Here is a 22,095-nt window from a genome sequence, read left to right on the forward strand (position 1 = left end):
GGCGAACGGCCCGCGATGCAATGCATAGCGCCCGTTCGTCATGGGCCTGCCCGCCCTGGGAGAGTGAGTTTGATGATTTCCGCCCGTGCCCTTCTTACCGCCGCTTGCGGTGCCGCTCTTCTGGGAACAGGCGCCTGTGCGCCGCTCCGCGGCTATCAGGGCTATGTCGTCGATGCCGATCTGGTGAACTCGGTCCAGCCGGGCGTCGACAATCGCGAATCGGTGCTGGCGACCTTGGGCAAGCCGACGCTGACCAGCCAGTTCAACCAGGGCGAATGGTATTATGTGGGGCGCAACACCCGCAACTATGCCTTCAACAACCCCAAGCCGCGTGAGCAGACCACGCTGCGCATCAGCTTCGACGCGCAGGGCAATGTCACCGAAGTGACGCGCACCGGCGTCGAGCAGGTCGCGTCGATCAACCCGTCGAACAAGAAGACCCCGACGCTGGGCCGCGAGCGCGGCTTCTTCGAGGATCTGTTCGGCAATATCGGCACCGTCGGCGCGCCGGGCACCGGACCGGGGCCGGGTAACGGCCCGTAAGGAGCCGGGCGTAAGCCTTTCATTTCGCTGACTGCCTCATTCCCGGGGCGTTCAGCCGGGCTCCGCTAGCTCCTCGATCAAGCCGGATCGCTTCCGGCCCGAACCAAGGAGGAGCTGTGATGAAGAAGAAGCTCATAATCTCGGCGCTGATCGCCGCCGTCGCCATGCCTGCCATGGCGCCAATGGCCGCCAACGCCCAGAGCCAGCGCGAAGTCCGTCGTGACCGCGAGCAGTTGCGTGAGGAACAGCGCGAGCTGCGCCGTGCCGAACGCTATGGCGATCGCCGCGACGTGCGCCGCGAGCGCGAGGATGTCCGCGATGCCCGTCGCGACCTGCGCGACTCGGTACAGGACCGCAACCGCCGCTGGGGCAATGACGACTGGCGCGGCTGGCGCGACCGCAACCGCGGCGTCTACAACCGTGGCCAGTGGCGCGCACCGTTCCGCTACTATGGCTTCCGTGACGGCGCCCGGATCGGACCGCAATATTATGGCAGCCGCTATTACATCAACGATCCGTGGCGCTATCGCCTGCCCCCCGCCCATGGCGCGCAGCGCTGGGTGCGCCACTATGACGACGTGCTGCTGGTCGATACCCGCCGCGGCTATGTCGTCCGGGTGATCCGCAACTTCTTCTGGTAAGCGGAACACCACCAAGAAAAATGGCCGCGCCGGCGGGATACGCTGCCGGCGCGGCCTACTCATGTTTCGGTCCCGAAAGGGTAGGACCATTTGCCGCAACGCGCGGGAATCGTTTTGGTTCGATTCACCTTCGCAGAAGCGTTCAAAGTCGGGCCCTTTCCCGCGATCCGTGTCCCAGTGGCAACAGGTCGACACGGCGGCAAAGGCTCCGGATGCAGAGCTTGCCCGTTCAGCGCACCGTGAACAGCAACTGATCGACCACGCGCCCGCCGGGATCGACCAACCGCAGCCGGTGCTGCCCCGGCCCTGCCAAAATCATCGGCCGGGCATCCGCAGCGCCCAGGTCGCGCCCGTCGAGCTGGAGCCGGTGACCGGTCGTTTCGCCCGAAACGGTGATCGCCATCCGCTGCCGTTCGACCGGGATATCCGGATCGAGCGCATAGACGCTGCCCGAGACCGGGCTGACGATGCGCGGGCGCCGCGACACGGGCGGCGCGACGGCGATCCGGTCCATGCCGGTGCCCGCCAGGAAATACTCACGGCGCGGCTGCTCGATATTGCCGGTGAAGCTGATCGCCCGCGCCTCGATCCCGCCGGGCCGGGCGGGCGCGCGGCCCGGCGTCTGCGCATGGAGCGCCATCATTACGTCGCGCCACACCGGCGCCGCACCGCTGGTGCCCGAAACCGCGCGCATCGGGTCGCCCTCGAGATTGCCGACCCACACCGCCACCGTGTAGCGATCGGTGAAGCCCACGCACCAATTGTCGCGCATCGCCTTCGACGTCCCCGTCTTCACCGCCGCCCAGAAGGGCAGACGCAACGCCGAATCCATGCCGAAGGTGCCGGCGCGCGCATTGGGGTCGGCAAGCATGTCGGCGACCAGCCATGCCGCCTGCGGGGTGGTCGTCGGGCGATCCGGCTCGGCCTTGGCATCTTTGCGGACATGCAACGGCGACCAGCGCCCGCCGCGCGCAAGGCTGCGGAATGCCGCCGCCTGCTCGACCAGAGTCACCTCGGCCGAGCCGAGCGCGAGGCTGTAGCCATAATATTCGCCGCTCTCGGTGAGCCCGCGATAGCCGGTGTCCCACAGACGATCGCGGAACGGCTCGACCCCGGTGAGCAACAGGGTGCGCACCGCGGGCACGTTCAGTGACCCCGCCAGCGCGGCGCGCGCGCTCACCGGCCCCTTGAACGCCCGGTCGTAATTCTGCGGCACATACAGCCCCGATGCGGTGTCGAGCTGAACCGGCGAATCGTCGAGGATCGAGGCGGGGGTCAGATACCCCTTCTCAAGTCCCAGGGCGTAGAGAAAGGGCTTGAGCGTCGATCCGGCCTGACGATAGCTGTTCGCGCCGTCGACCGAAGGCGCGGTCGACGCGCCGCCGATCCCGCCGACCCAGGCGAGGATCTCCCCCGTCGCATTGTCCGCGACGATCACCGCCCCATCGCGCGCGCGCGTGCCGCCCAGCCCCTGCAGCTGGCGGCGCAACGCGCGCATCGCCAGCCGCTGGATACGCGCGTCGATCGTCGTCTCGACGCGAAGCCCTGGTTGGGTGAGCAGCCGGTTCGACAGATGCGGCGCGAGCCCCGGATCGAGCGCGAGGCTTCGCGCGGGGCCGAGCATCGACGCGGCGGCGCCCGCAAAGCGCGAGCAGTCGCTCTCGCGCGATAGCGCACAGGCACGCCGCGCAACCTCCGCCGTGCCCGCCGCAGGGTTCGGCAGCAGCGCCGCGAGCAGCAGCCCGTCGTCACGCGTCAACGCATCGGGTGCCTTGCCGAACAGGCCGAGCGCGGCGGCGCCGATCCCCTGCGCCTCGCCACGAAACCCGGCAAGGTTCAGATAGGCCTCAAGAATCTGGTCCTTGCTCCACAGCCGTTCGAGCGCCGCTCCCGCGCGCATCTGGCGAAGCTTGTCGCGCAGCCCACGCGATCCCGGCGCAGCAAGGCCGGGCGACAGATAGGCCGCGACCTGCATCGACAGCGTCGATGCGCCCCGGGCCCGCTTGCCTTCGATCCGGTCGCGCACCGACCCCGCGACCGACCACCAGTCGATCCCGTCATGGTCGCGGAAGCGCCTGTCCTCCGCTGCGACCAGCGCCTCGACCGCCGCCGGCGCCACCTTGTCGAGCGGAACCCAGGCGAGGCGGCGCGCCTGGAAATCGACCCGCGCCGAATCGAGCAACCGCCCCTCGCGATCGTACAGCCACGCCTCGGACGGCTTCCACGCCGCAACCGCGGTGCCGTGGCTCGGCAGCAACGGCGGTCGCGTCACATAGTCGGCGACGCCGTAGATCGCGGCCAAGCTGAGGATCGCGGCGAGGGCGATGCGGGGGCCAGTCCACCAGACGCGGTGGGTGGGGGCTTCGAGGCATGCCCAGAGGCCGCGGGCACGCTGCCAGAGATCAGACGCCCTGCTCATCCGTCACCCCGGGTCCACCCAGAGGCCGGCGCAGGACAAGAGGCGTGGGGGCACCCCGGCGGGAGCCGTGGACCCCGGCACAAGGCCGGGGTGACGGTCATGGTTTGGACGATGCCACGCACACTCGAATCGCCCCTCACGTCACCGCTGCGCGATCACCATCGGCTGGTTCGGCACCGCCGCGCGGATCTCAGGCGAGTACATCGCCTCGACCTTCGATGGCGGCAGCTGCATCCGGCCCGCGGCGTTGAGGCGCATGACATAGGTCACCGTGTGCGTGCCGCGCGGCAGCCAGGCGAAATAGCCGCGCCAGGCGTCGCGCCCGCGCTCGACATAGCTCGGCTGCGATCCGGCGGTCTCGCCACCCTCGGCCAGCATCTCCGATTGCCCGCCGAGCGATCCGATCACCGTCGCGCCCGCGGGCACGGGGTCATTGATCACCACCCAGTTGCGGTCCGCGGTCGCCTCGACCGTCAGCGTCACCCGGATCACGTCGCCGCGGGTCAGCGTCCCCTGCGTCTTGGCCTGAACGACCTCGGTCTTCTTGCTGAGCTTGTACCCGGCGCTCAGCGGCTGGGTCAGCGGCACCGCGGCCTTGACCTGCACCATCGCCCAGGGCCCGGCCCCGCCCGACTGGCTGAGCGTCAGCGGCGTCTGCTGGCCCACCGCCGGAAGCGGGAGGGTGAAGCTGCGCTGCGGTTCGGGCAGCGGCCAGCTGCGCGTCACGCTCTGCGTCACCAGCGACGCGGTGGTGATCCCCGCGACCGCGCTCGCCGGATACACGCTTCCGAACTTGCGCGCGGCGATCACGCCCCAGGCGTTGGCGGTGGTGGTGTCCCAATGCCCACGCTGCTGGCGGAACGCGGCACCGACCATCATCTTCGGCCCTTCGCCCGCGAAGGACGGACGGCCCAGCGTCGCGACCAGTGCGCGCAGCACCGATTCGTCGCCCGACGACATCATCCACCACGCGGTGTTGGCGCTGTCGGAGAGGTCGATGCGCGTGCCCTCATAGACCAGCCGGGTCTTGAGCACGCCCTCCGCCGCCGCGCGCAGCTGCGCGCCATTGGCGAGACCGGGCACCTTGCCCAAAGCCGCGATGTAATCGGCGAGCGTCGAGGTCGGCATGTCCTGCGGCGTCATGCCGATCTGGCCGAGCATCGCGGAGGTCGCCGCACCCTGCCGCGCCAGCGCCGCGAACGCTGCGACCTTCTGCAGGCGGACATCGCCATAATCCTCATGCCGCAGCCGCCCGTCGAGCACGGCCTTGAGCGCCTCGATCATGCGGCCGCGCGGCCCGTCCGGGATCGGCAGCCCCGCCTCGGCAGTGATCGACAGGATATAGCTGGTCAGCGCTTCCGACCCGCGCAGGCTGTCCGACGGGAAGTAGCGGAGCAAGCCGTCGCTATCGAGATAGACCGGCATTTCGCCCGACAGACGGTTCCACTCGCCCATGTCGCCGAGCACGATCGCACGCGAGGTGCGCTGCTCGAAACAGCCATAGGGATAGGCCGCCATATAGTCGCGCACGCCCTGAAGCGGCGGCGCCAGCGTGTCGGTGAGCAGGATCGAGACGTTGCCGAAGCCGGGCAATGCGCCCGCCGGCGGCTGGATCGCGATCGGTCCGCCTTCACCCACACGCACCAACGTCGCCGCCCAGGTCTCGACCGGCACCGCGGGCGCAATGTCCTGGCTCACGGTGATCGCGTCGCTCGCCTTGCCGCTCTCGTCCTTGGCCGTGACCTTCCACTGGAGCTTGTCGAAGCCAGCAGGCGCCGTCAGGTTCCACGCGACCGGCACTGCACCGCCCGCCGGGATCTCGACCGTCAGGTCGCGGCCCTCGGCCACCTTGGGCGACAGCTCGACATGCGCGGTCACCTTCATCGGCTTGTCCGAGCCATTGCGCAGCGTGAAGCCGGCCGAGAAGAAGTCGCCATTGCGCACCAGCGGCGGAATGCCGGCGAAGATCGACAGATCCTGCGCGCTGCGGATGCTGGTCTCGCCCGTGCCGAAGCTCTGGCCCTTGTCCCCCAGCGCGATCGCGACGAGCTTGAACGAGGTCAGCGCGTCGCTCAGCGGCACATCGACCTGCGCCTTGCCCTGTGCGTCCAATGGCACCTTGCCGCGCCACAGCAGCACCGGCTGGAAATTCTCGCGGTTGAGCGCGGAGAGATCGCCGCCGCCACCGCCGCCGGCCTCGACCGCCTTGCGCCCATAATGGCGCTTGCCGACCACCTGGGTCTGCGCGGTCGAGGTGAGCACCGAGATCGGCCGCTCGCCCATCATCGCGCCGAGCACGTCCCAGCTCTCGTTCGGCGCGAGCTGCAGCAGTGCCTCGTCCACCGCGACGAAGGCGACATCGGCGCTCGGTGCGACGCTGCCGTCGGGGTTGTTGACCTGAAGCGCGACCTTGGCCGTGTCGCGCGCGGCATAGCGTTCCTTGTCCGCCTTCACCGCCACGTTCATGCGGTGGCCTTCCCAGCCGACCTTCACCTTGGCGATGCCCAGGCGATAGCTCGGCTTGGCGAGGTCGACCATCGCGGTTGGCGCCGCGCCCTCACGCGAGAAGAAGGGCAGGTTCCAGCGGCGCGCCAAGTCCGCCCACCACAATTTCCACCCGCCGATGCGTCCGCGCACCGCCATGACCGAAACGAACACGTCCGGGGCATAGACGCCCTGCATCGGCACCTCGACCACCGGATTGTCGCCCGACAGCTCGGTGACGAAGCTCGACATCACGCCCTCGCGCTCGACCGTCACCAGCGCCGTCGCCTTGCGGAACGGCATGCGCACCTGGAAGCGCGCGGTGTCGGTCGACTTATACTCCTGTTGTTCGGGGATGACGTCCATGCGGTCGCCATTGTCGCCGCCGAACCACCAGTCGTCCTCGCCCGCCAGCCACACCGAGGTTACGGCACGCGCGACATTGCCGTTGCTGTCGGTGGTGGTCGCCACCGCATAGACCTCACCCGACACGCCCGGATCGATCGCGCATTGCGCCAGACCGAGTTCGTCGGTCGATGCCGAGCAGCTTGCGCTGATCTTGGTGGTCTTGGCGTTGTTCTCATAGGCGTAGAAGCCGCCGATCAGCCGCCGCCGCGCGGTCAGGATTTCGCGGCTGTACAGCGCGACCTGAACCTTCTGGCCCTTGATCGGCTTGCCGTCGGTGCCCAGCGCGACGAGGCGCAGGCGCAGATCGTCCTCCTTCATCAGCCAGCCGTCGGTCTTGATGCCGAGTTGAACGCCCGAGGCGTAGATCGGCACGCGGCGCGATGCGGTCAGGATCTCGCCATTGGCATCCTGGTAATCCATCTCGACGCGCATCTGGCTGTTGCCGTCGAGCGTCTGGGGAATGTCCACGCTGGTGCGCGTCGTCCCGTCGGCGCCCAAGGTCACCGGCAAGGTCTGCATCGGCGGCAAGGTGACGGTATCTTCCTCGCCTTCGCCGTTGAGCGGCTTGGTCCCCTCGGCGATCGCCTTGCCGCCAAAGCTGTAACCGTCATAGCCGGTGGGCGCCGAGATGCCGTCATAATAGCCGATGCGCAGCTCGACCGGCAGGTTCGATGCGCCCCCGCCGGAGAGATAGCCGACGAACAGGTCGAGCGGCAGGCTCTTGGGCTTGATCGCGGCCTCCTTCGGCCCCGCGACCGACGCCTTCATCGTCGGGAGTTTGTATTCGTCGACCTTGATCGACTGGCTGGTCCAGATCGTCTGCTCGGCCCCGTCCTTGCCGGGTCCGACGAATTGCAGGTCGTAATCGCCCATCGGCGCGCCCTGCGGGACGTTCCACTGCGTCTCGCCGGTGCCCGAGGCATCGACCGTGACCGGCAACTCGAAGCTTGTATCCGATCCGCGATGGCTCAGCTTCAACTTGCCGGTGAAGCCAGCCGGGGTGATGAAGCCCTGCGCCACCGGGCGGCGCAGCACATGCTTCATGTTCACCACCTCGCCCTGGCGCACCAGCGCGCGGTCGAAGATCGTATGGACGATCTCGTTCGCCGCCTCATAGCCGTAGCGCAGGTCGAAGTCGTACGGGCGGATCCCCTCGCCCCACGCGGTCAGCGTGAAGCTCATATCGTCGCCCTTGCGCGCCGACACCATCAGCGGGTGCGAGCTGCTGTCGTCGCAATTGCCCCAACTCTGCGGCTCGGGGATGCCCTGCTTGACCGCCAGGCGGCCCATATCGTCGGTAGTGCCCTTGGCCAGTGCCGCGCCGGTGCAGCTGTCGGTGACCTGTACCGCCGCACCCGAGACCGGCTTGCCGCTGTCGAGCGACGTCACCCAGGCGAGCGAGCCCTCGCGGCCCCATTTGAAATGGACCGCCATATTGGTGACGAGCGCGCCCGCCGCCACGTAACGCGGCGCGTTGCGCCCGAGCAGCGCCTGACCCAATTGGGGCGAAGCCAACTCCACCACATAGAATCCGGGCTTGGTAAGCGGGATTCCGACGACCTCGAACTCCTTGCCCTTGCCGGGCAGCGCGATCGGCTCGAGCGCGGTGCCAAGGCCCTGGGGCAGGATCGACTTGGCGCCGGTCTGGTTGATCCGGACCGTCTCCTCGCCGCGCTTGATCTCGTCGACCTTATAGTCGTCGGCAGTGTCGATATCGCGCAGCCATTTGGCGATCACGCCGTCCGCGCCGTCGACCCGCATATGCTGGCCGGTCACGGAGAGCCCCTTGCCCTGAAGCGAGGCTTCGACGTTGCGCACGGTGACGGGCAGGATGCCGCCCTCCTGCGCCTCGATGATCCCGAACGGCGCGGCAAACTTCACCAGCGGCGGCGCCTCGTCGAAACGGACTTCCAGCGGGAAGCGCTCGGCGTTGGACAGCACGCGCCCGCTCTCGTCCTTGACCCCGGCGGGAAGCACCAGCTTCGCCGTGGTCGATGCGGGGAGTGGCGCCTTGAACTTCAAGTCGCTGACGGTGTTGGCGCGCTTGTCGTCGTCCGACAATTCGGGCGCCAGCTTCTTGCCGTCGGGCAGCTCGATGCGGACCTGCTCGGCCAGTTCCTTCGGCACCCGCGCGCTGAAGCGCACCCACGCCTCCTGCACCGGCGAGCAGCCCGCCTGCGGGTTGACGCGCGAACATTCGAAGCGCGCGGTGAACGGCTTGCGCACGGTGAAGTCGAAGCGCTGCTCGGCGCCCGCGGTCTTGCCGCCCGCACCCGCGATCGATGCGCCCCACACTAGCGAGACATCGCGTCCCGGGGGCAGCGGACGGCCGCACTTGACCGCGACCACGCTCGCCAGCGCCTTGGCGCGGTCGGCGTCATTGTCGGGCAGTTTCTCGGCAATGCCCGAATCGGTGAGGAAGTTGCGGACTTCCCAGCGCTCGGGGTTCAGATCCTTGATCAGCTTGCCGGGCAGGTCCGCGCCGAGCACCTCGACCGGGATCTTCTCGCCCAGCCCCTCAACCGCGCAATAGGCGCCCGCGGCGATCGATTCGCGCGTCGCGGGCATGTTGGTGCCGATCAGGAAGACCTGGTCCTCCTCGATCTGCCCGCCGTAACGGCTCGGCAACATGCCCTTCACGGTCGGTCCGCCGGCATCGACCTTGAAGGTCCGCGATCCGGTGACCTCGTAGCCCGACAGGCCCTTCAGCTTCTCGTTGAGCTCGAATTCGCACACCGTACCGCCGGGGAGCGGGGTCGCGAATTCATGGACGAAGGTCTGCTGGTCGACCCAGCGCCCCTCGCCGCCGACCGCGCAATTGACCTTGGCCGGCGCCGCCGCGCGCGGATCGCCCAACGGCACCATCGGCGCGCTGAACCGGATCGTGAAGCGCTCGATCGCGCCGTCGCCCATGCCGGGGGTGGCGAGCACCACTTGCGGGCTGGAATCCCCCCAAGCGGCGATCGGCGCGAGCGCCAGTGCGAGAACCGCGGCGGCGCGTGCGAAATGCTTCATCGATCCTTCCCCTTGCAGGACGGCGCGAAACTTACCCGCCGCGCACGGGCCAAGTCCAGTGAGAGCTTTGAAAAAGCGGGATTTGGCCGCCCACAACTGCCTCGTGCGGTGCAGCATTTCTGAAACGCGGCTTTGCCTTTTCTGACACATGAATCTGCGAAGGGCCTCGCGACATCGGCGTTCGGGGGCAAGTCAGATGATCCGCAAGGCGATCCGGTCGGGCCTACCGCTGTTGGCGCTGGTCAGCCTGTCGACCGCCGCCGCCCCGGACCCGTCCGACGAGCCGATCGAGCGGGCGCAGCTGATCGGCGCGCTCCAGCTCGATGGCGAACTGTTTCATGTCCAGGGCCTCGAACTCGAACGCACACGCATCTGGGTCACCTCGGTCGATGAGGCGAACCGCAAGGCGTATCTCCACGAATTCGACCGGCGTTCGGGCAAGATCCTGCGCCGCCTCGAGCTGACCGACGGCGCACGCTATCATCCCGGCGGCATCTCGCTTTCGGGCCGCTCGATCTGGGTTCCGGTCGCAGAATACCGGGCGCGCAGCTCCGCGATCCTGGTCGAGGTCGATGCCGACACGCTTCAGGTCCGCCGCAAAATCCCCGTCGCCGACCATCTCGGCTTCGTCGCGGCATCGGGCCGAACGCTGGTGGCAGGCAATTGGGACGGCCGCCTGCTCTACATCTTCGATCTCGCGAAGAAGGCGACGCCGCGTATCGTGCCCAACCCCTCAGCCACCCGGCATCAGGACATGAAATTCGTCGGCGACCAGCTGGTCGCGGGCGGCGCGATCACCCCCTGGAGCGGCGCGGTCGACTGGATCGACTGGCCGTCGATGAGGGTCACGCGGACGCTGCGCGCCGGTGCCATCGGCCCGATCCGTCCGATCGGGCGCGGCGGCCCCTATACCGGCGAAGGCATGGCGATCGAGGGCCGCGACCTCTACCTCGTTCCCGAAGACGGCCCCAGCCGCATGTTCCATTTCCGGCTGGACGATCGCGGCGGGGACCGCCCGGCCTGACCTCACGGCAGCAGACCGGGGCCCATGCTAGACCAGGGCGCCCACAGGCTCCCGAAGCTCCACTGCCCTCGGCGGAACGCCGGCCCTGGCGACCCTGCCATTCGCACCGCTGCTGCGAGAGCCGGTATCGACCTTGAAGTGCATCGCCTGTTGCGAGAGCGCCTGGACTTCGGTCGTGAGGTTGCGCGCAGCGGCTGAAGTCTCCTCCACCATCGCCGCATTCTGCTGCGTCGCCTGATCCATCGTGCCGATTGCCACGCTGATCTGGCTGATCGCGGTCGACTGGGCCTGATTGTCCGTCGCCATCTGCCCGAGAAGGCTGTGCACCTCGGCGACGTCGTTCGAGATGCCGGCAAGGGCGCCGTCGACCTTCTGCACCATCTCCACTGCGGTCACGATATCGTGCTGCGCGGCGGTGAGCTGGTCGCGGGCGCGGCCGGCTTCTTCCTCGGCGCGCATCGCAAGCGCGCTGACCAGATCGGCGACCACCGCGAACCCGCGGCCCGCCTCGCCGGCACGGCCGGCTTCCACCGCGGCGTTCATCGCAAGCACGCGCGTCTGGAAGGCGATCTTGTCCAGACCCTCGATCACATCGTCGATGCCCTTGGCGCTCTGCGAGACGCGGGTCATTGCCTGAACCGTCTCGCTGGCGATCTCGCGGCCGTCCGCCACCGTGGCGATCGCGTCGTCGGCGCGCGCGACCGTCCGGCCGGCGGCCTGGGCGGTGGCCTTCAGGCGGCCGTCGATCTGGGTGACCGCCGCGGACGTCTCTTCGAGGCTTGCCGCGCTGGCTTCGGTCCGGCGGGCGAGATCCTCCGAGGCCCCGGCGATCTCGTGCGAGCCGGTGCGGATCGTGGCTGCGCTTTCCGTGACCTTGCCGATCAGGCCGCGCAGGGCACCCAGCGCCTTGTTGAAGTTGCTCTTGAGCGCCGCATAGGCCGGCGGGAACGCCGCATCGATCTCCGTGGTCAGATCGCCCCCGGCCAGTGCTTCCAGATGGTCCGAGACGGTGTCCACCACCTGCTTCTGCTCCGCGGCAGCGAGGGCGTCGGCCTTGGCGCGATCCTCGCTGGCCTGGCGGAAGACGTCGGAGGCCCGGGCGAGCGTGCCGATTTCGTCCTCGCGCTCAAGATAGGGAAGCGACTGCGCTTCGCCCTTGGCCAGCCGGTCCACCGTCACGCTCAGTGCGCCCAGGGGACGGCCGACAATGGCGCGGACAGCGTAGAAGAGACCGGCGATGACCGCGGCCAGGACCAGCAATCCCACAAGCACGAGCTGCCAGGCGAGGCGGTTGGCGGGCGCACTCAGCGCCGCAACCGGCACGTCCATCACCACCGCCCAGGTCGCATTGAGCGCGGGCAGCCGGAGCGGGCGGATCGTGCGGACGATGTCGCCGTCCGGCCCCTCCATCGCGATACGCTTCGTCTCGCCGGTGGCCAGCGCCTGCTTGACCGCATCGGCGCCGGCATCGCCATAGGGCTTCATCCGCGCGGCGGCATCGGGATGCGCGACCCAGAGCGCGGACTGCGACAGCAGCATGACCCGGCCGGTGCCGAAGGGCTTGATCTGGTTGAGGTGGGTGGAGATGTCGGTCAGCGCGATGTCGATCCCGGCGACGCCGATCACCTTGCCGCTCGACACGACCGGATAGGTGACCGAGGTCATGGTGATGACCTTGCCGCCGGTCTCATAGGTATAGGGTTCGGTCAGGGCCGCCTTGCCGCTCTCTCGCGACAATTTGTAATAGTCCGCCGAATAGAGGCCCGCCTCCACGTTCGGCTCCATCAGGACCTGACCGTCGCGCTTGATCCAATAGGGCATGAAGGCCCCGGCGGGCGTCGATCCGGAGCGGCCCGGGGCTGCCTGCCCATCGAAGCCGAGCGGCTCCTCGAAGAACCAGCTCGCCAGCGCGAGCGGCGACGCGTCGATGTTCGGCTTGAGCGCGGACATCGCGATGTCGCGGTCGCGCACGCCCGAGCGGTGGAGCGTCGCCAGGGACGCGCTCATCGACCGGACCGTCGCATCGACCGTGCCGATCTCGCCGGCAAGCTGCTTCGAGATCGCGTCGGCCTGGGCATCCGCCGAATCCTGCGAAAGGCCCGAGACGCTGTTCGATGCCTGCACGATCACCACCGCGAACCCGACGACGAAGAGGGAGGCGATCAGCACCCCCGCGATGGTCAGCAGCTTCGGCGCAATCATCAACCGGCGGAAAGAGAGCATGAACGCGACCCCTATGATCCAGGCCGCCCGGAAAGGCGGCATTCGATTTCATTATAGGGGATGCGCAATCGGACCGGCGCGGACGTGACGCCTGAATCTGGCATATCCGGGTTGCTCGCACATTGACTGTGGACGCTGGCGAACCCAGTGTCGGGGTTCTGCCCGCAAAGCCGGGGCTGATGATCTCGGCCGGTTGGTGCCTTGGAGTAGGGTCATGGCGCGTTTTCAAACTCCCCGCGGCCTGGCAGCATCGTTCCTTGCCGTCCTGTCATCCACGCCGGCTCTGGCGGCGGACACCGCGATGTTCGCGCCCGTTTACCGGTGCGAGGCGTTCGGCGGCGATCGCACGCTTTTCGACGCGTTCGATGTCGCCATAGCGCCGCGCGCTGGCGGAGCGTTCGAAGTCGAAATCCTGTCCGCCAGGCTCGGATCTAGCAAACACCCGGTCACCGCGCGGGCCCTGGCCAGCGGAACCTTCGAAATTGTGAGCCGCCCGAAGGGGCCGAACGGCACACCGCCGGGCGCCTTCTCCCCGCGCACCGGCATCCGGCTCGTTTTCGAAGGTGGAAACCCCCGCACCAACGGCTATGCGATCATCTTCCAGGACACAGCCTCCCGGAACGTCGAGGTTCCCGCCTACCATCCGGTAGCCTCCGGCATCTGCATACCCGCGGGGCCGGGCGGATGAGCGGCGGCTATGGGGAGCAGGCGTTGCTTGAAGGCGCAACAACCACCCCAAGAGGCGATAAGAATATGGCGGCTTCGTTACGATGGATTGGGTTGGCGCTGTTTGCATTCGGCGCGGCCCAGCCCGCCTTTTCCCAGAGCATATCCCCACTGCCCGAACGCATGGCACAGTTGCCGGATGCGGATTTTCACGCCTGGTTCAATACCATGCTCGGCATGGAATATCGGGAAGGGGCGGATTGGCAGGCCTTTTTCGGGGACGTGGGTCCGGCGGAGGGCTGTGGCGCGCTTCAGGAGATCAAGAACCGGATTCTGGCGCGCGATCTGGCTGAGTTCAGGGCTGCATATGTCGATGCGGTGTCGAAGGGCATGGCCCCAACGGCACTTTCGGACGTTCCCGACACACATCTGACCATGGCGTTCAACAGCCGGATCGACAGGTTCAAAAAGAGTCTGGGCAGCTTTCTTGGCCTGCGCGCGCTCGAAATGGGCAAATCCGCACGCGAATGGGCCGATAGCCATGGATATCGCGGTCGCCGGCTCGGGTACAATCGAGCGGGCACCCCCTATTGGGGCAGTCAACCCGCCATGACGACGCTTGTTTGCCTGTTTCCCGCTGACGCCGGATTGCTGAAAGGTTGGGAGGACTAGGTTGATCAGGTCGGCGGCGGCCTGCTTGCAGACGCGGCCGCTCCCGCGCCGAATGACCGGGACTGCGCCGAACACGCCTTCCCATCGCGCGCCGAAACCCCCACAACCGCCCCATGACACTGCGCACCCTCTATCCCGAGATCGAACCCTATGCGTCGGGCATGCTCGACGTCGGCGATGGCCACTCCATCTATTACGAGCGTTCCGGGACGCCGGGCGCCAAGCCCGCCGTGTTCCTGCATGGCGGGCCGGGCGGTGGTTTCTCCTCGCTCCATCGCCGCCTGTTCGATCCCGCGCGCTACGACGTGCTGCTGTTCGACCAGCGCGGCTGCGGGCGATCGACGCCGCATGCCAGCCTCGACGCCAACACCACCTGGCACCTCGTCGCGGATATCGAGCGGCTGCGCGAACTCGCTGGGGCCGATCAATGGCTGGTGTTCGGCGGCTCCTGGGGTTCCACCCTCGCGCTCGCCTATGCGCAGGCCCATGCCGACCGGGTGAGCGAGATCGTCCTGCGCGGCATCTACACCTGTACGAAGCCCGAGCTCGACTGGTTCTACCAGTTCGGCGTGTCGGAGATGTTCCCCGACAAGTATGAACGCTTCGCGGCGCCGATCCCGGAGGCGGAACGCGGCGACCTGCTCTCCGCCTATCACCGCCGCCTGACCACCGGTACGCGCGAGGAACAGGTCGCGGCGGCACGCGCGTGGAGCGTGTTCGAGGGCGAAACCGTCACCCTGCTCCCCGACCCCGCTTTGTCCGCTCACCATGACGAGGACGAGTTCGCGCTCGCCTTCGCGCGGATCGAGACGCATTATTTCGTCCATGGCTGCTGGCTCGAGCCGGGGCAGCTGCTGCGCGACGCGCACAAGCTCCACGGCATAGCGGGGACGATCGTGCATGGCCGCTACGACATGCCCTGCCCGGCGCGCTACGCTTGGCAATTGCACAAGGCCTGGCCGGAAGCGGATTTCCACCTGATCGAAGGGGCTGGTCACGCCTTTTCCGAACCCGGCATCCTCGACCAGCTGATCCGCGCTACCGACCGCTACGCGGCAGCATAACGTCAGTCGCCCGGCTGGTCCTCCGCCGGTTCGGGGCGTCCCTTGAAGCCCTGTGCCACCACGAACCATTCGACCGATCCCTTGCGGCTCGACGGCGGCTTGGCGTGCTTCACGCTGGAAAAGGCGCGCTTCATCTCGGCAACGAACTTGCCGTCGCCACCGCTCGCGAACACCTTGCTGACAAAGGTGCCGCCGGGCGCGAGGTTGTTGATCGCGAAGTCGAACGCCAGCTCGACCAGCCCCATGGTGCGCAGCGCGTCGGTCTGCGGGTGGCCGACGGTGTTCGCCGCCATATCCGACATGACCAGGTCGGGCGCGCCGCCCAGCGCCTCCATCAGCCTGCCCGGCGCGGCATCGTCCATGAAGTCCATCTGGAAGATCGTCACCCCGTCGATCGGGTCGACCGGCAGCAGGTCGATGCCGACCACCGCTGCCTTGGGGCATTTGCGGCGCACGACCTGGCTCCACCCGCCGGGTGCAAGGCCCAGATCGACGACGCGCTTCGTACCCTTGAGGAAGTCGAACTTCTCGTCGAGCTCGATCAGCTTATAGGCCGCGCGGCTGCGATAGCCCTCAGCCTTGGCCTTTTTGACGTACGGGTCGTTGAGCTGACGCTCGAGCCAGCGCACCGACTGGCTGGTGCGCCCGCGCCCGGTGCGGACGCGCGTATGCCCGCGGGTTCCGCCCCTGCTCATTGGGCCCGCGCGCCCATCAGGCGGCGGAGGATGCCTTCGCGGATGCCGCGATCGGCGATGCCGAGCCGCTCGGCAGGCCAGATGTCCATGATCGTCTCCAGGATCGCGCAGCCCGCGACGACCAGATCGGCCCGCTCCGCGCCGATGCAGGGAATAGTCGAGCGACCCGCCATGTCCAGCCCGGCGATGCGCTGGCTGACCGCGCGCATCGAGGCGGCAGGAACGATCAGGCCATCCACCGCCGAGCGATCATAGGAAGGCAGGCCAAGATGAACGCTGGCGAGCGTGGTGACCGTGCCGCTGGTGCCCAGCAGCCGCGGCGTGCCGCTGATCGCCGGAAGCCGTTCGATGAACGGCGCAAACGCCTCGGCGACGCTCGCCCGCATCCGCGCATAGCTGCTGGCGCGCACCTCAGGATCGCGATCATCGGCGATGCCGCGCGCCTCGGTCAGCGAGACCACGCCCCAGGGCGCGCTGTGCCAGTCGAGGATGCGGGGCTGCGTGTCCGTCGAATCGACCAGCACCAGCTCGGTCGATCCGCCACCGATGTCGAACACCAAAGCCGGGCCGTCACCCGGTTCGAGCAGCGCGTGACAGCCCAGCACCGCGAGACGCGCCTCTTCCTCGGCGGTGATGATGTCGAGCACGATCCCCGTCTCGCGATAGACGCGCTGGATGAATTCCGGTCCGTTGGACGCCTGACGGCACGCCTCGGTCGCGACCGAACGCGACAGCGCGACATGGCGGCGCTTGAGCTTGTCCGCGCAGATCTTGAGCGCGGCGATGGTGCGCTCGATCGCGGCGTCGGACAGCCGCCCGCTCGACGCCAGCCCTTCGCCGAGGCGGACGATTCGCGAAAAGGCATCGACCACGGTGAACCCTGCCCCTTGCGGACGGGCGATCAGCAGCCGGCAATTATTGGTGCCAAGGTCGAGCGCAGCATAGTGCCGCGCCTCTGGCCAGCGTGCCCGCCCCTGCGGGGGCGGAGACGGTTTTGGGGCCGGGCGGGCCGGTTTCGGAGCCGGCGGGCGCGGCATCCTGGCGGAGCCATCCCCCATCAAATCACTCACTTATGTTCTTCCGTCACGGCCGAAACGGACCGCCGGTGCTTGAGGAGGAAGCTAGCGCAAGGCGGGGACATCGGCAAGGCGAGCGACCGGCAGTGCAAAACCGGCCCGAACCCTCTTGACCAGCCCAGTTTCTCCTCCTAATTGCCCCCGCCTGACTTCGGTCGGTGATGCCCGATCCTCTAATGGTAAGAGAGCGGACTCTGACTCCGTCAATCAAGGTTCGAGTCCTTGTCGGGCATCCAATTCTCTACAGCACCAGATCCTAGGCGCGCATACAGGCTTCGATCTGTCCTGCGGAACGGCGTGCCAGCGTCGATCGCCAGCGGTGGAAACCCGTTCGGCGGGCGCCGTTGCGCTTGCGGCACGATCCGGCGCGCGATATAAAGGTGGCGTCCACGGGGAGTCCGTGGATTTACATAGCGATCGAGGGAGCCTCGAATGCACGATATCGATTTCGGCGTCTTCATTGGACGCTTCCAGCCGCTGCACGCCGGCCACGAACATGTCGTTCGCCAGGCACTAGAGCGGGTCAAGCATCTCATCGTCCTGATCGGATCTGCCAATGTCGCGCGCGATCCGCGCAACCCCTTCACCTATGAAGAACGCGCCGCGCAATTCCGCAGCTGCTTCGCGTACGAGATGGCGCAGGAGCGCCTGATCGTCGCGCCGCTGGACGATCATCTCTATTCCGACACCGCCTGGGTGACCGCGGTTCAGCGCCGCGTCAACGCGCTGGTGCTTGAGGTCGGCAACAGCCATGGCCACCGTAACCTGGGGCTCAACGACTTCAAGGTCGCGCTGACCGGCTATGGCAAGGACAGCAGCAGCTTCTACCTCAAGCTGTTTCCCGAATGGGACAGCATCCAGCTCGACAGCCAGTTCGGCACCTTCAGCTCGGCCGATGTGCGCCAGCGCTATTTCCAGCGGATTCCGGAGGTTCCCGCCTCGATCCTGCCCGGCGCGGTCGCCAAATGGCTCGACGAGTTCAAGCTGGGCAGCAGCTTTGCCCAGCTGCTCGCCGAGCGGGAATATCTGGACGACTATCCGAAACAATGGGGTCCCGGCCCCTTCGTCACCGCCGATGCGGTCGTCGTCCAGTCGGGCCATATCCTGCTGGTCGAGCGCGGTCGCCTGCCCGGCAAGGGGCTGCTCGCGCTGCCCGGCGGGTTCGTCAATCCGGACGAGCGCATCCGCGACGCCGCGATCCGCGAGCTGCGCGAAGAGACGGGCATCGCCGATGCCAAGGGTCAGATCCCGCCGGCGATGCTCGCGAGCTTCATCGAGGATCACCGCACGCGGGTGTTCGACGCGCCCAACCGTTCGCTGCGCGGACGGATCATCACCCACGCCTTCCTGTTCCGCCTGCCTGAGCGGCGGCAGCTGTTTCGCGTCAAGGGCGGCGACGATGCCGCGCATGCCCGCTGGTACCGCATCGGCGACCTGACCCCGCCGATGCTGTTCGAAGATCACTGGTCGATCATCGAGGAGATGGCCGACCTGTGACGTCCGCGTGCCGGGGAGTCCGGCGCGCGATCATCCCGTGAGGAGTTCACGATCATGACCAACATCATTCTCGCTAGCGACAGCTATAAGCAGAGCCATTTCCTGCAATATCCGCCGGAGGCACGCGCGATCAGCGCCTATGTCGAGGCACGACCCAATCCGTTCAGCGACCGGCTGATCTTTCTCGGCCTGCAGACCTGGCTGATCGACATGCTTGGTCGCCCTGTTACGCACGCCGATATCGACGAAGCCGAGGACATCTGCGCCGCGCACGGCGTTCCGTTCAACCGTGCCGGATGGGCGGCGATCGTCGACCGGCACGGCGGCTGGCTGCCGCTCGAGATCCGCGCTTTGCCCGAGGGCATGGTGGTGCCGACCGGCGTCCCGCTGGTCGAGCTGGTCAACACCGACCCGGATCTCCCCTGGCTGACCACCTTCGTCGAAACCGCGCTGCTGCGCGCCGTCTGGTATCCCAGCACCGTCGCGACGTTGAGCGCGCAATGCCGCGCGGTGATCGGTGCGGGGCTGGAGCAAAGCAGCGACGATCCCGCCGGCCAGCTGCCCTTCAAGCTGCACGATTTCGGCGCGCGCGGCGTCTCCAGCGGCGAAAGCGCGGGGCTTGGCGGGATGGCGCATCTCGTCAACTTCATGGGCACCGATACGATGGAAGGGCTGGTCGCCGCGCGCCGTTACTATGGCGCCGGCATGCCCGGCTTCTCCATCCCGGCGGCGGAGCACAGCACGATCACCAGCTGGGGCCGCGACCGCGAGGAGCTGGCCTATCGTAACCTGCTCGACCGATTCGACGGCGAGGGCAAGATCGTCGCCGTGGTCTCCGACAGCTACGACCTCGACCATGCGGTGAGCGAAATCTGGGGCCGGCGCCTGCGCGACGCGGTGCTGGCGCGCAAGGGCACGCTGGTGGTTCGGCCCGACAGCGGCGATCCGGTGGAAACGCCGGTGCGGACCGTGCGGAAGCTGTGGGAGCTGTTCGGGGGAACCGTCAATGCCAAGGGCTATCGCGTCCTCGACAGCCATGTCCGGGTGATTCAGGGTGACGGGATGAATGTCGAAAGCATCGCTCAGCTGGTGCAGGCGATGCTCGACGCCGGGTTCGCGATCGACAACATCGCCTTCGGCATGGGCGGCGGGCTGCTGCAACTGGTCAACCGCGACACGCTGCGTTTTGCGATGAAGGCCAATGCCATGCGCGACGCCGACGGCATCTGGCATGACGTCAGTAAGACCCCGGCGACTGATCCGGGCAAGGGAAGCAAGGCCGGGCGACAGGCCGTCATTCGCCAGCCGGACGGAACGCTTGCGGCCAAGCGCCGGGACGAGATCGCGCCGGACGAAGACCTGCTCGTGCCGGTATGGCGCGATGGCGAGCTATTGGTCCGACACAGCTTCGATCAGCTCCGCGAGCGCGCCAGCTGCTGGTGACAGCCCGGGGTGAAAGCGCCGCCGGACCACTCCGGCGGCGCCCAAACCTCACTCCGACGGGAAGCCGCGGCGCTTGAACAGCGCCTTCACATCGGGATCGCGGCCGCGGAAGGCCTTATAGGCTTCCTTGCGGTCGGTTTCGTTGCCGGTGGCAAGCAGGATGGTGCGGAACTTGTCGGCGACGGTCTTGTCCCAGACATTGCCCGTCTCGGTGAACGCCGCCCAGGTGTCGGCATCCATCGTCTCCGACCAGAGATAGCTGTAATAGCCCGCCGAATAGGCATCGGATGAGAAGAGGTGATTGAACTGCGGCAGGCGGTGCCGCATCACGATCTCCTTGGGCATCTTGAGCTCGGCCAGCGCGTCGCGCTCGAACGCGTCGGGATCGGTCACCGGCACGGTGCGGTCGTGCAGCTTCATGTCGACGATCGCCGAGGACAGATACTCGACCGTGCTGAAGCCCTGGTTGAAGGTGTCCGCCTTCTCGATCTTCGCGACCAGCGCCGCCGGGATCACCTCACCGGTCTTGTAATGCTTGGCGAAGCGGCTGAGTACGTCGGGCGTCAGCAGCCAGTTCTCGTTCACCTGGCTCGGATACTCGACGAAGTCGCGCGGCGTGCCAGCAAGGCCCGGGTAATAGACGTCGCCGATCAGGCTGTGCAGCGCATGGCCGAACTCGTGGAACAGCGTCGTCGCGTCGTCGAGGCTGATCAGCGTCGGTTCGCCGCCGCCGCCCTTGGTGAAATTGTTGTTGTTCGACGCCAGCACGATCTGGTCGCCCTTGATCCCCGAACGGGTGCGATAGGCGGTCGCCCAGGCGCCCGAGCGCTTTCCGGCGCGCGCGAAATTGTCGAGGTAGAAGACGCCGACAGTCTTGCCGAGGCGCGTCACCTCGAACGTGCGGACATCGGGGTGGAAGACGGGGATCGTACCCGTATTCTCCTTGAACTGCAGATCGTAGAGGCGGCCCGCGGCGTAGAACATGGCGTTCACCATGTTGTTGAGCTCGAGATAGGGCTTCACCTCGCTCTCATCGAGGTCGTACTTCGCCTTGCGGACCTTCTCCGAATAATAGCGATAGTCCCAGCCCTCGATCGTGATCTTGGGTCCCTTGCCCGCCGCGGCTTCGGCATCGGCAAGCGCCTGCATGTCGGCGACTTCCTCGATCGCGCGGGCGCGCGCGGCTGGCCACACCGACATCATCAGCTTCATCGCATTGGCGGGGGTTTCCGCCATCGTGTCGTCCATGCGGTAATCGGCATGGGTCTTGAAGCCGAGCACCTTGGCGCGCTCCTGGCGCAGCTTCAGGATCGCGGCGATGCTGGCGTTGGTGTCGTTCGCGTCACCATTGTCGCCGCGGTTGATATAGGCCTTGTAGACCTTCTCGCGCAGGTCGCGGCGGGTCGAGTACATCAGGAACGGCTGCATCGACGAGCGGGTGTTCTTGACCGCCCATTTGCCCGCCTGGCCGCGTGCCTTGGCCTCGTCGGCAAGGCTCGCCTTGAAGCTGTCCGAAAGCCCGGCGAGGTCCGCCTCACTGTCGAGGAAGATCGCGGTCTCCTCATCCGCCAGCACCTTGCGGCTGAAATCGGTGTAGAGCTTGGCCAGCTCGCCGTTGATGCGCTTCACCTCTGCCTTCTGCGCATCGTTGAGCAGCGCACCCGAGGTCACGTAACCGCGATAGCTGCGCTCGAGCAGGCGCAGCTGCTGGGGGTTGAGGCCCAGCGTCTGGCGCTTGTCGTACAGCGTCTTCACCCGCGCGAACATCTTGGGGTCGAGGCTCATCTCGGTGAAGAAGGCCGAGAGCTTGGGGCTCCACTCGGCGGCGATCTTCTGCACTTCGGGGCTGGCGAGGTTGCTGGTGTAGACACCCCAGACCGGGAAGACACGGGCCAGCGCACTGGTGTTCTTCTCCGACGCCTCGATCGTGTTGGCGAAGGTCGGCGCAGCGGGATTGTCACGAATCTTCGCGAATTCAGCGCGCGCCTCGGCCATCCCCTTTTCGAAGGCGGGGCCGAACATCGCCGGCGTCACCTTGTCCCATTGGGGAACCCCGTCGAACGGGCCGGGCCATTTATTGAGCATCGGCGCCGGATCGGCCGGAGCGGCAGCGGGAGCCGGAGAAGTCTGAGACATCGAACTGGCCTGTGCTGTAGTGGCAAGGAGCGAGACGGTGGCGAGCAGGATCGCGCCGGTGACGGGCTTCATCAAATTCCCCCAGGATC

14 protein-coding genes and 1 tRNA gene are annotated in these 22,095 nt (G+C 67.3%); 9 read left to right on the top strand and 6 right to left on the bottom strand.

Translation table 11 applies throughout. The features are described 5' to 3' along the window. The first annotated feature begins 72 nt into the window (after positions 1-72). A complete protein-coding gene (locus AC07TU_RS01555) occupies positions 73-543 on the top strand; it encodes an outer membrane protein assembly factor BamE (protein WP_495186158.1) in 471 nt (156 codons plus the stop codon). A gap of 119 nt (positions 544-662) precedes the next feature. Further along, a complete protein-coding gene (locus AC07TU_RS01560; protein ID WP_495186159.1) occupies positions 663-1,184 on the top strand; it encodes an RcnB family protein in 522 nt (173 codons plus the stop codon). Between the two features lie 229 nt (positions 1,185-1,413). Here AC07TU_RS01560 and pbpC read toward each other — a convergent pair whose 3' ends face one another. Together pbpC and AC07TU_RS01570 are read right to left on the bottom strand one after the other, a co-directional pair. After that, the gene (gene pbpC, locus AC07TU_RS01565) at positions 1,414-3,603 is read right to left on the bottom strand and encodes a penicillin-binding protein 1C (protein WP_495186160.1); all 2,190 of its coding nucleotides are present in this window, start codon (positions 3,601-3,603) and stop codon (positions 1,414-1,416) included. Between the two features lie 141 nt (positions 3,604-3,744). Beyond that, positions 3,745-9,510: an alpha-2-macroglobulin family protein gene (locus tag AC07TU_RS01570; RefSeq protein ID WP_495186161.1), complete on the bottom strand. Its 5,766-nt coding sequence runs from the start codon at positions 9,508-9,510 to the stop codon at positions 3,745-3,747. 196 nt (positions 9,511-9,706) lie between these two features. On the opposite strand from AC07TU_RS01570, the gene AC07TU_RS01575 reads away from it, so the two are divergent. Next, a complete protein-coding gene (locus tag AC07TU_RS01575; RefSeq protein ID WP_495186162.1) occupies positions 9,707-10,534 on the top strand; it encodes a DUF6454 family protein in 828 nt (275 codons plus the stop codon). Positions 10,535-10,561: 27 nt separating this feature from the next. Here AC07TU_RS01575 and AC07TU_RS01580 read toward each other — a convergent pair whose 3' ends face one another. Beyond that, a complete protein-coding gene (locus AC07TU_RS01580) occupies positions 10,562-12,736 on the bottom strand; it encodes a methyl-accepting chemotaxis protein (RefSeq protein ID WP_495186163.1) in 2,175 nt (724 codons plus the stop codon). A gap of 235 nt (positions 12,737-12,971) precedes the next feature. Between AC07TU_RS01580 and AC07TU_RS01585 the strand changes: the two genes are divergently transcribed. The 3 genes from AC07TU_RS01585 (at position 12,972) to pip (ending at position 15,159) form a co-directional block, all read left to right on the top strand. After that, the gene (locus AC07TU_RS01585) at positions 12,972-13,445 is read left to right on the top strand and encodes a hypothetical protein (protein ID WP_495186164.1); all 474 of its coding nucleotides are present in this window, start codon (positions 12,972-12,974) and stop codon (positions 13,443-13,445) included. Beyond that, on the top strand, positions 13,442-14,095 hold the full coding sequence (locus tag AC07TU_RS01590; RefSeq protein ID WP_495186165.1) for a hypothetical protein: 654 nt from the start codon (positions 13,442-13,444) through the stop codon (positions 14,093-14,095). The genes AC07TU_RS01585 and AC07TU_RS01590 overlap by 4 nt, the downstream gene beginning before the upstream one ends. Positions 14,096-14,208: 113 nt before the next feature. Next, positions 14,209-15,159 (top strand): prolyl aminopeptidase, encoded by a 951-nt coding sequence (pip, locus tag AC07TU_RS01595; protein WP_495186166.1) that lies wholly within the window; start codon positions 14,209-14,211, stop codon positions 15,157-15,159. Between the two features lie 2 nt (positions 15,160-15,161). Here the strand turns inward: pip and AC07TU_RS01600 are convergent, their stop codons facing one another. Together AC07TU_RS01600 and AC07TU_RS01605 are read right to left on the bottom strand one after the other, a co-directional pair. Further along, positions 15,162-15,854 carry an RlmE family RNA methyltransferase gene (locus AC07TU_RS01600; RefSeq protein ID WP_495186167.1) on the bottom strand — a complete coding sequence of 231 codons (693 nt, stop codon included), beginning with the start codon at positions 15,852-15,854 and terminating at the stop codon, positions 15,162-15,164. Next, on the bottom strand, positions 15,851-16,912 hold the full coding sequence (locus AC07TU_RS01605) for a Ppx/GppA phosphatase family protein (RefSeq protein WP_495186874.1): 1,062 nt from the start codon (positions 16,910-16,912) through the stop codon (positions 15,851-15,853). Before AC07TU_RS01605 ends, AC07TU_RS01600 begins: the two co-directional genes overlap by 4 nt. Before the next feature lie 180 nt (positions 16,913-17,092). Here AC07TU_RS01605 and AC07TU_RS01610 point away from each other — a divergent pair. The 3 genes from AC07TU_RS01610 to AC07TU_RS01620 all read left to right on the top strand — a co-directional run bounded on the left by AC07TU_RS01610 (position 17,093) and on the right by AC07TU_RS01620 (position 19,870). Further along, positions 17,093-17,166, top strand: a tRNA-Gln gene (locus AC07TU_RS01610). A 196-nt stretch (positions 17,167-17,362) separates the two neighbouring features. Then, a complete protein-coding gene (locus AC07TU_RS01615) occupies positions 17,363-18,427 on the top strand; it encodes a bifunctional nicotinamide-nucleotide adenylyltransferase/Nudix hydroxylase (RefSeq protein ID WP_495186168.1) in 1,065 nt (354 codons plus the stop codon). A gap of 54 nt (positions 18,428-18,481) precedes the next feature. Next, positions 18,482-19,870: a nicotinate phosphoribosyltransferase gene (locus AC07TU_RS01620; RefSeq protein ID WP_495186169.1), complete on the top strand. Its 1,389-nt coding sequence runs from the start codon at positions 18,482-18,484 to the stop codon at positions 19,868-19,870. A gap of 48 nt (positions 19,871-19,918) precedes the next feature. On the opposite strand, the gene AC07TU_RS01625 is transcribed toward AC07TU_RS01620, so the two are convergent. Then, a complete protein-coding gene (locus AC07TU_RS01625; RefSeq protein ID WP_495186170.1) occupies positions 19,919-22,078 on the bottom strand; it encodes a M3 family metallopeptidase in 2,160 nt (719 codons plus the stop codon). Positions 22,079-22,095: the final 17 nt, after the last annotated feature.

The organism is Sphingomonas sp. GW821-FHT03E12 (assembly GCF_059420685.1).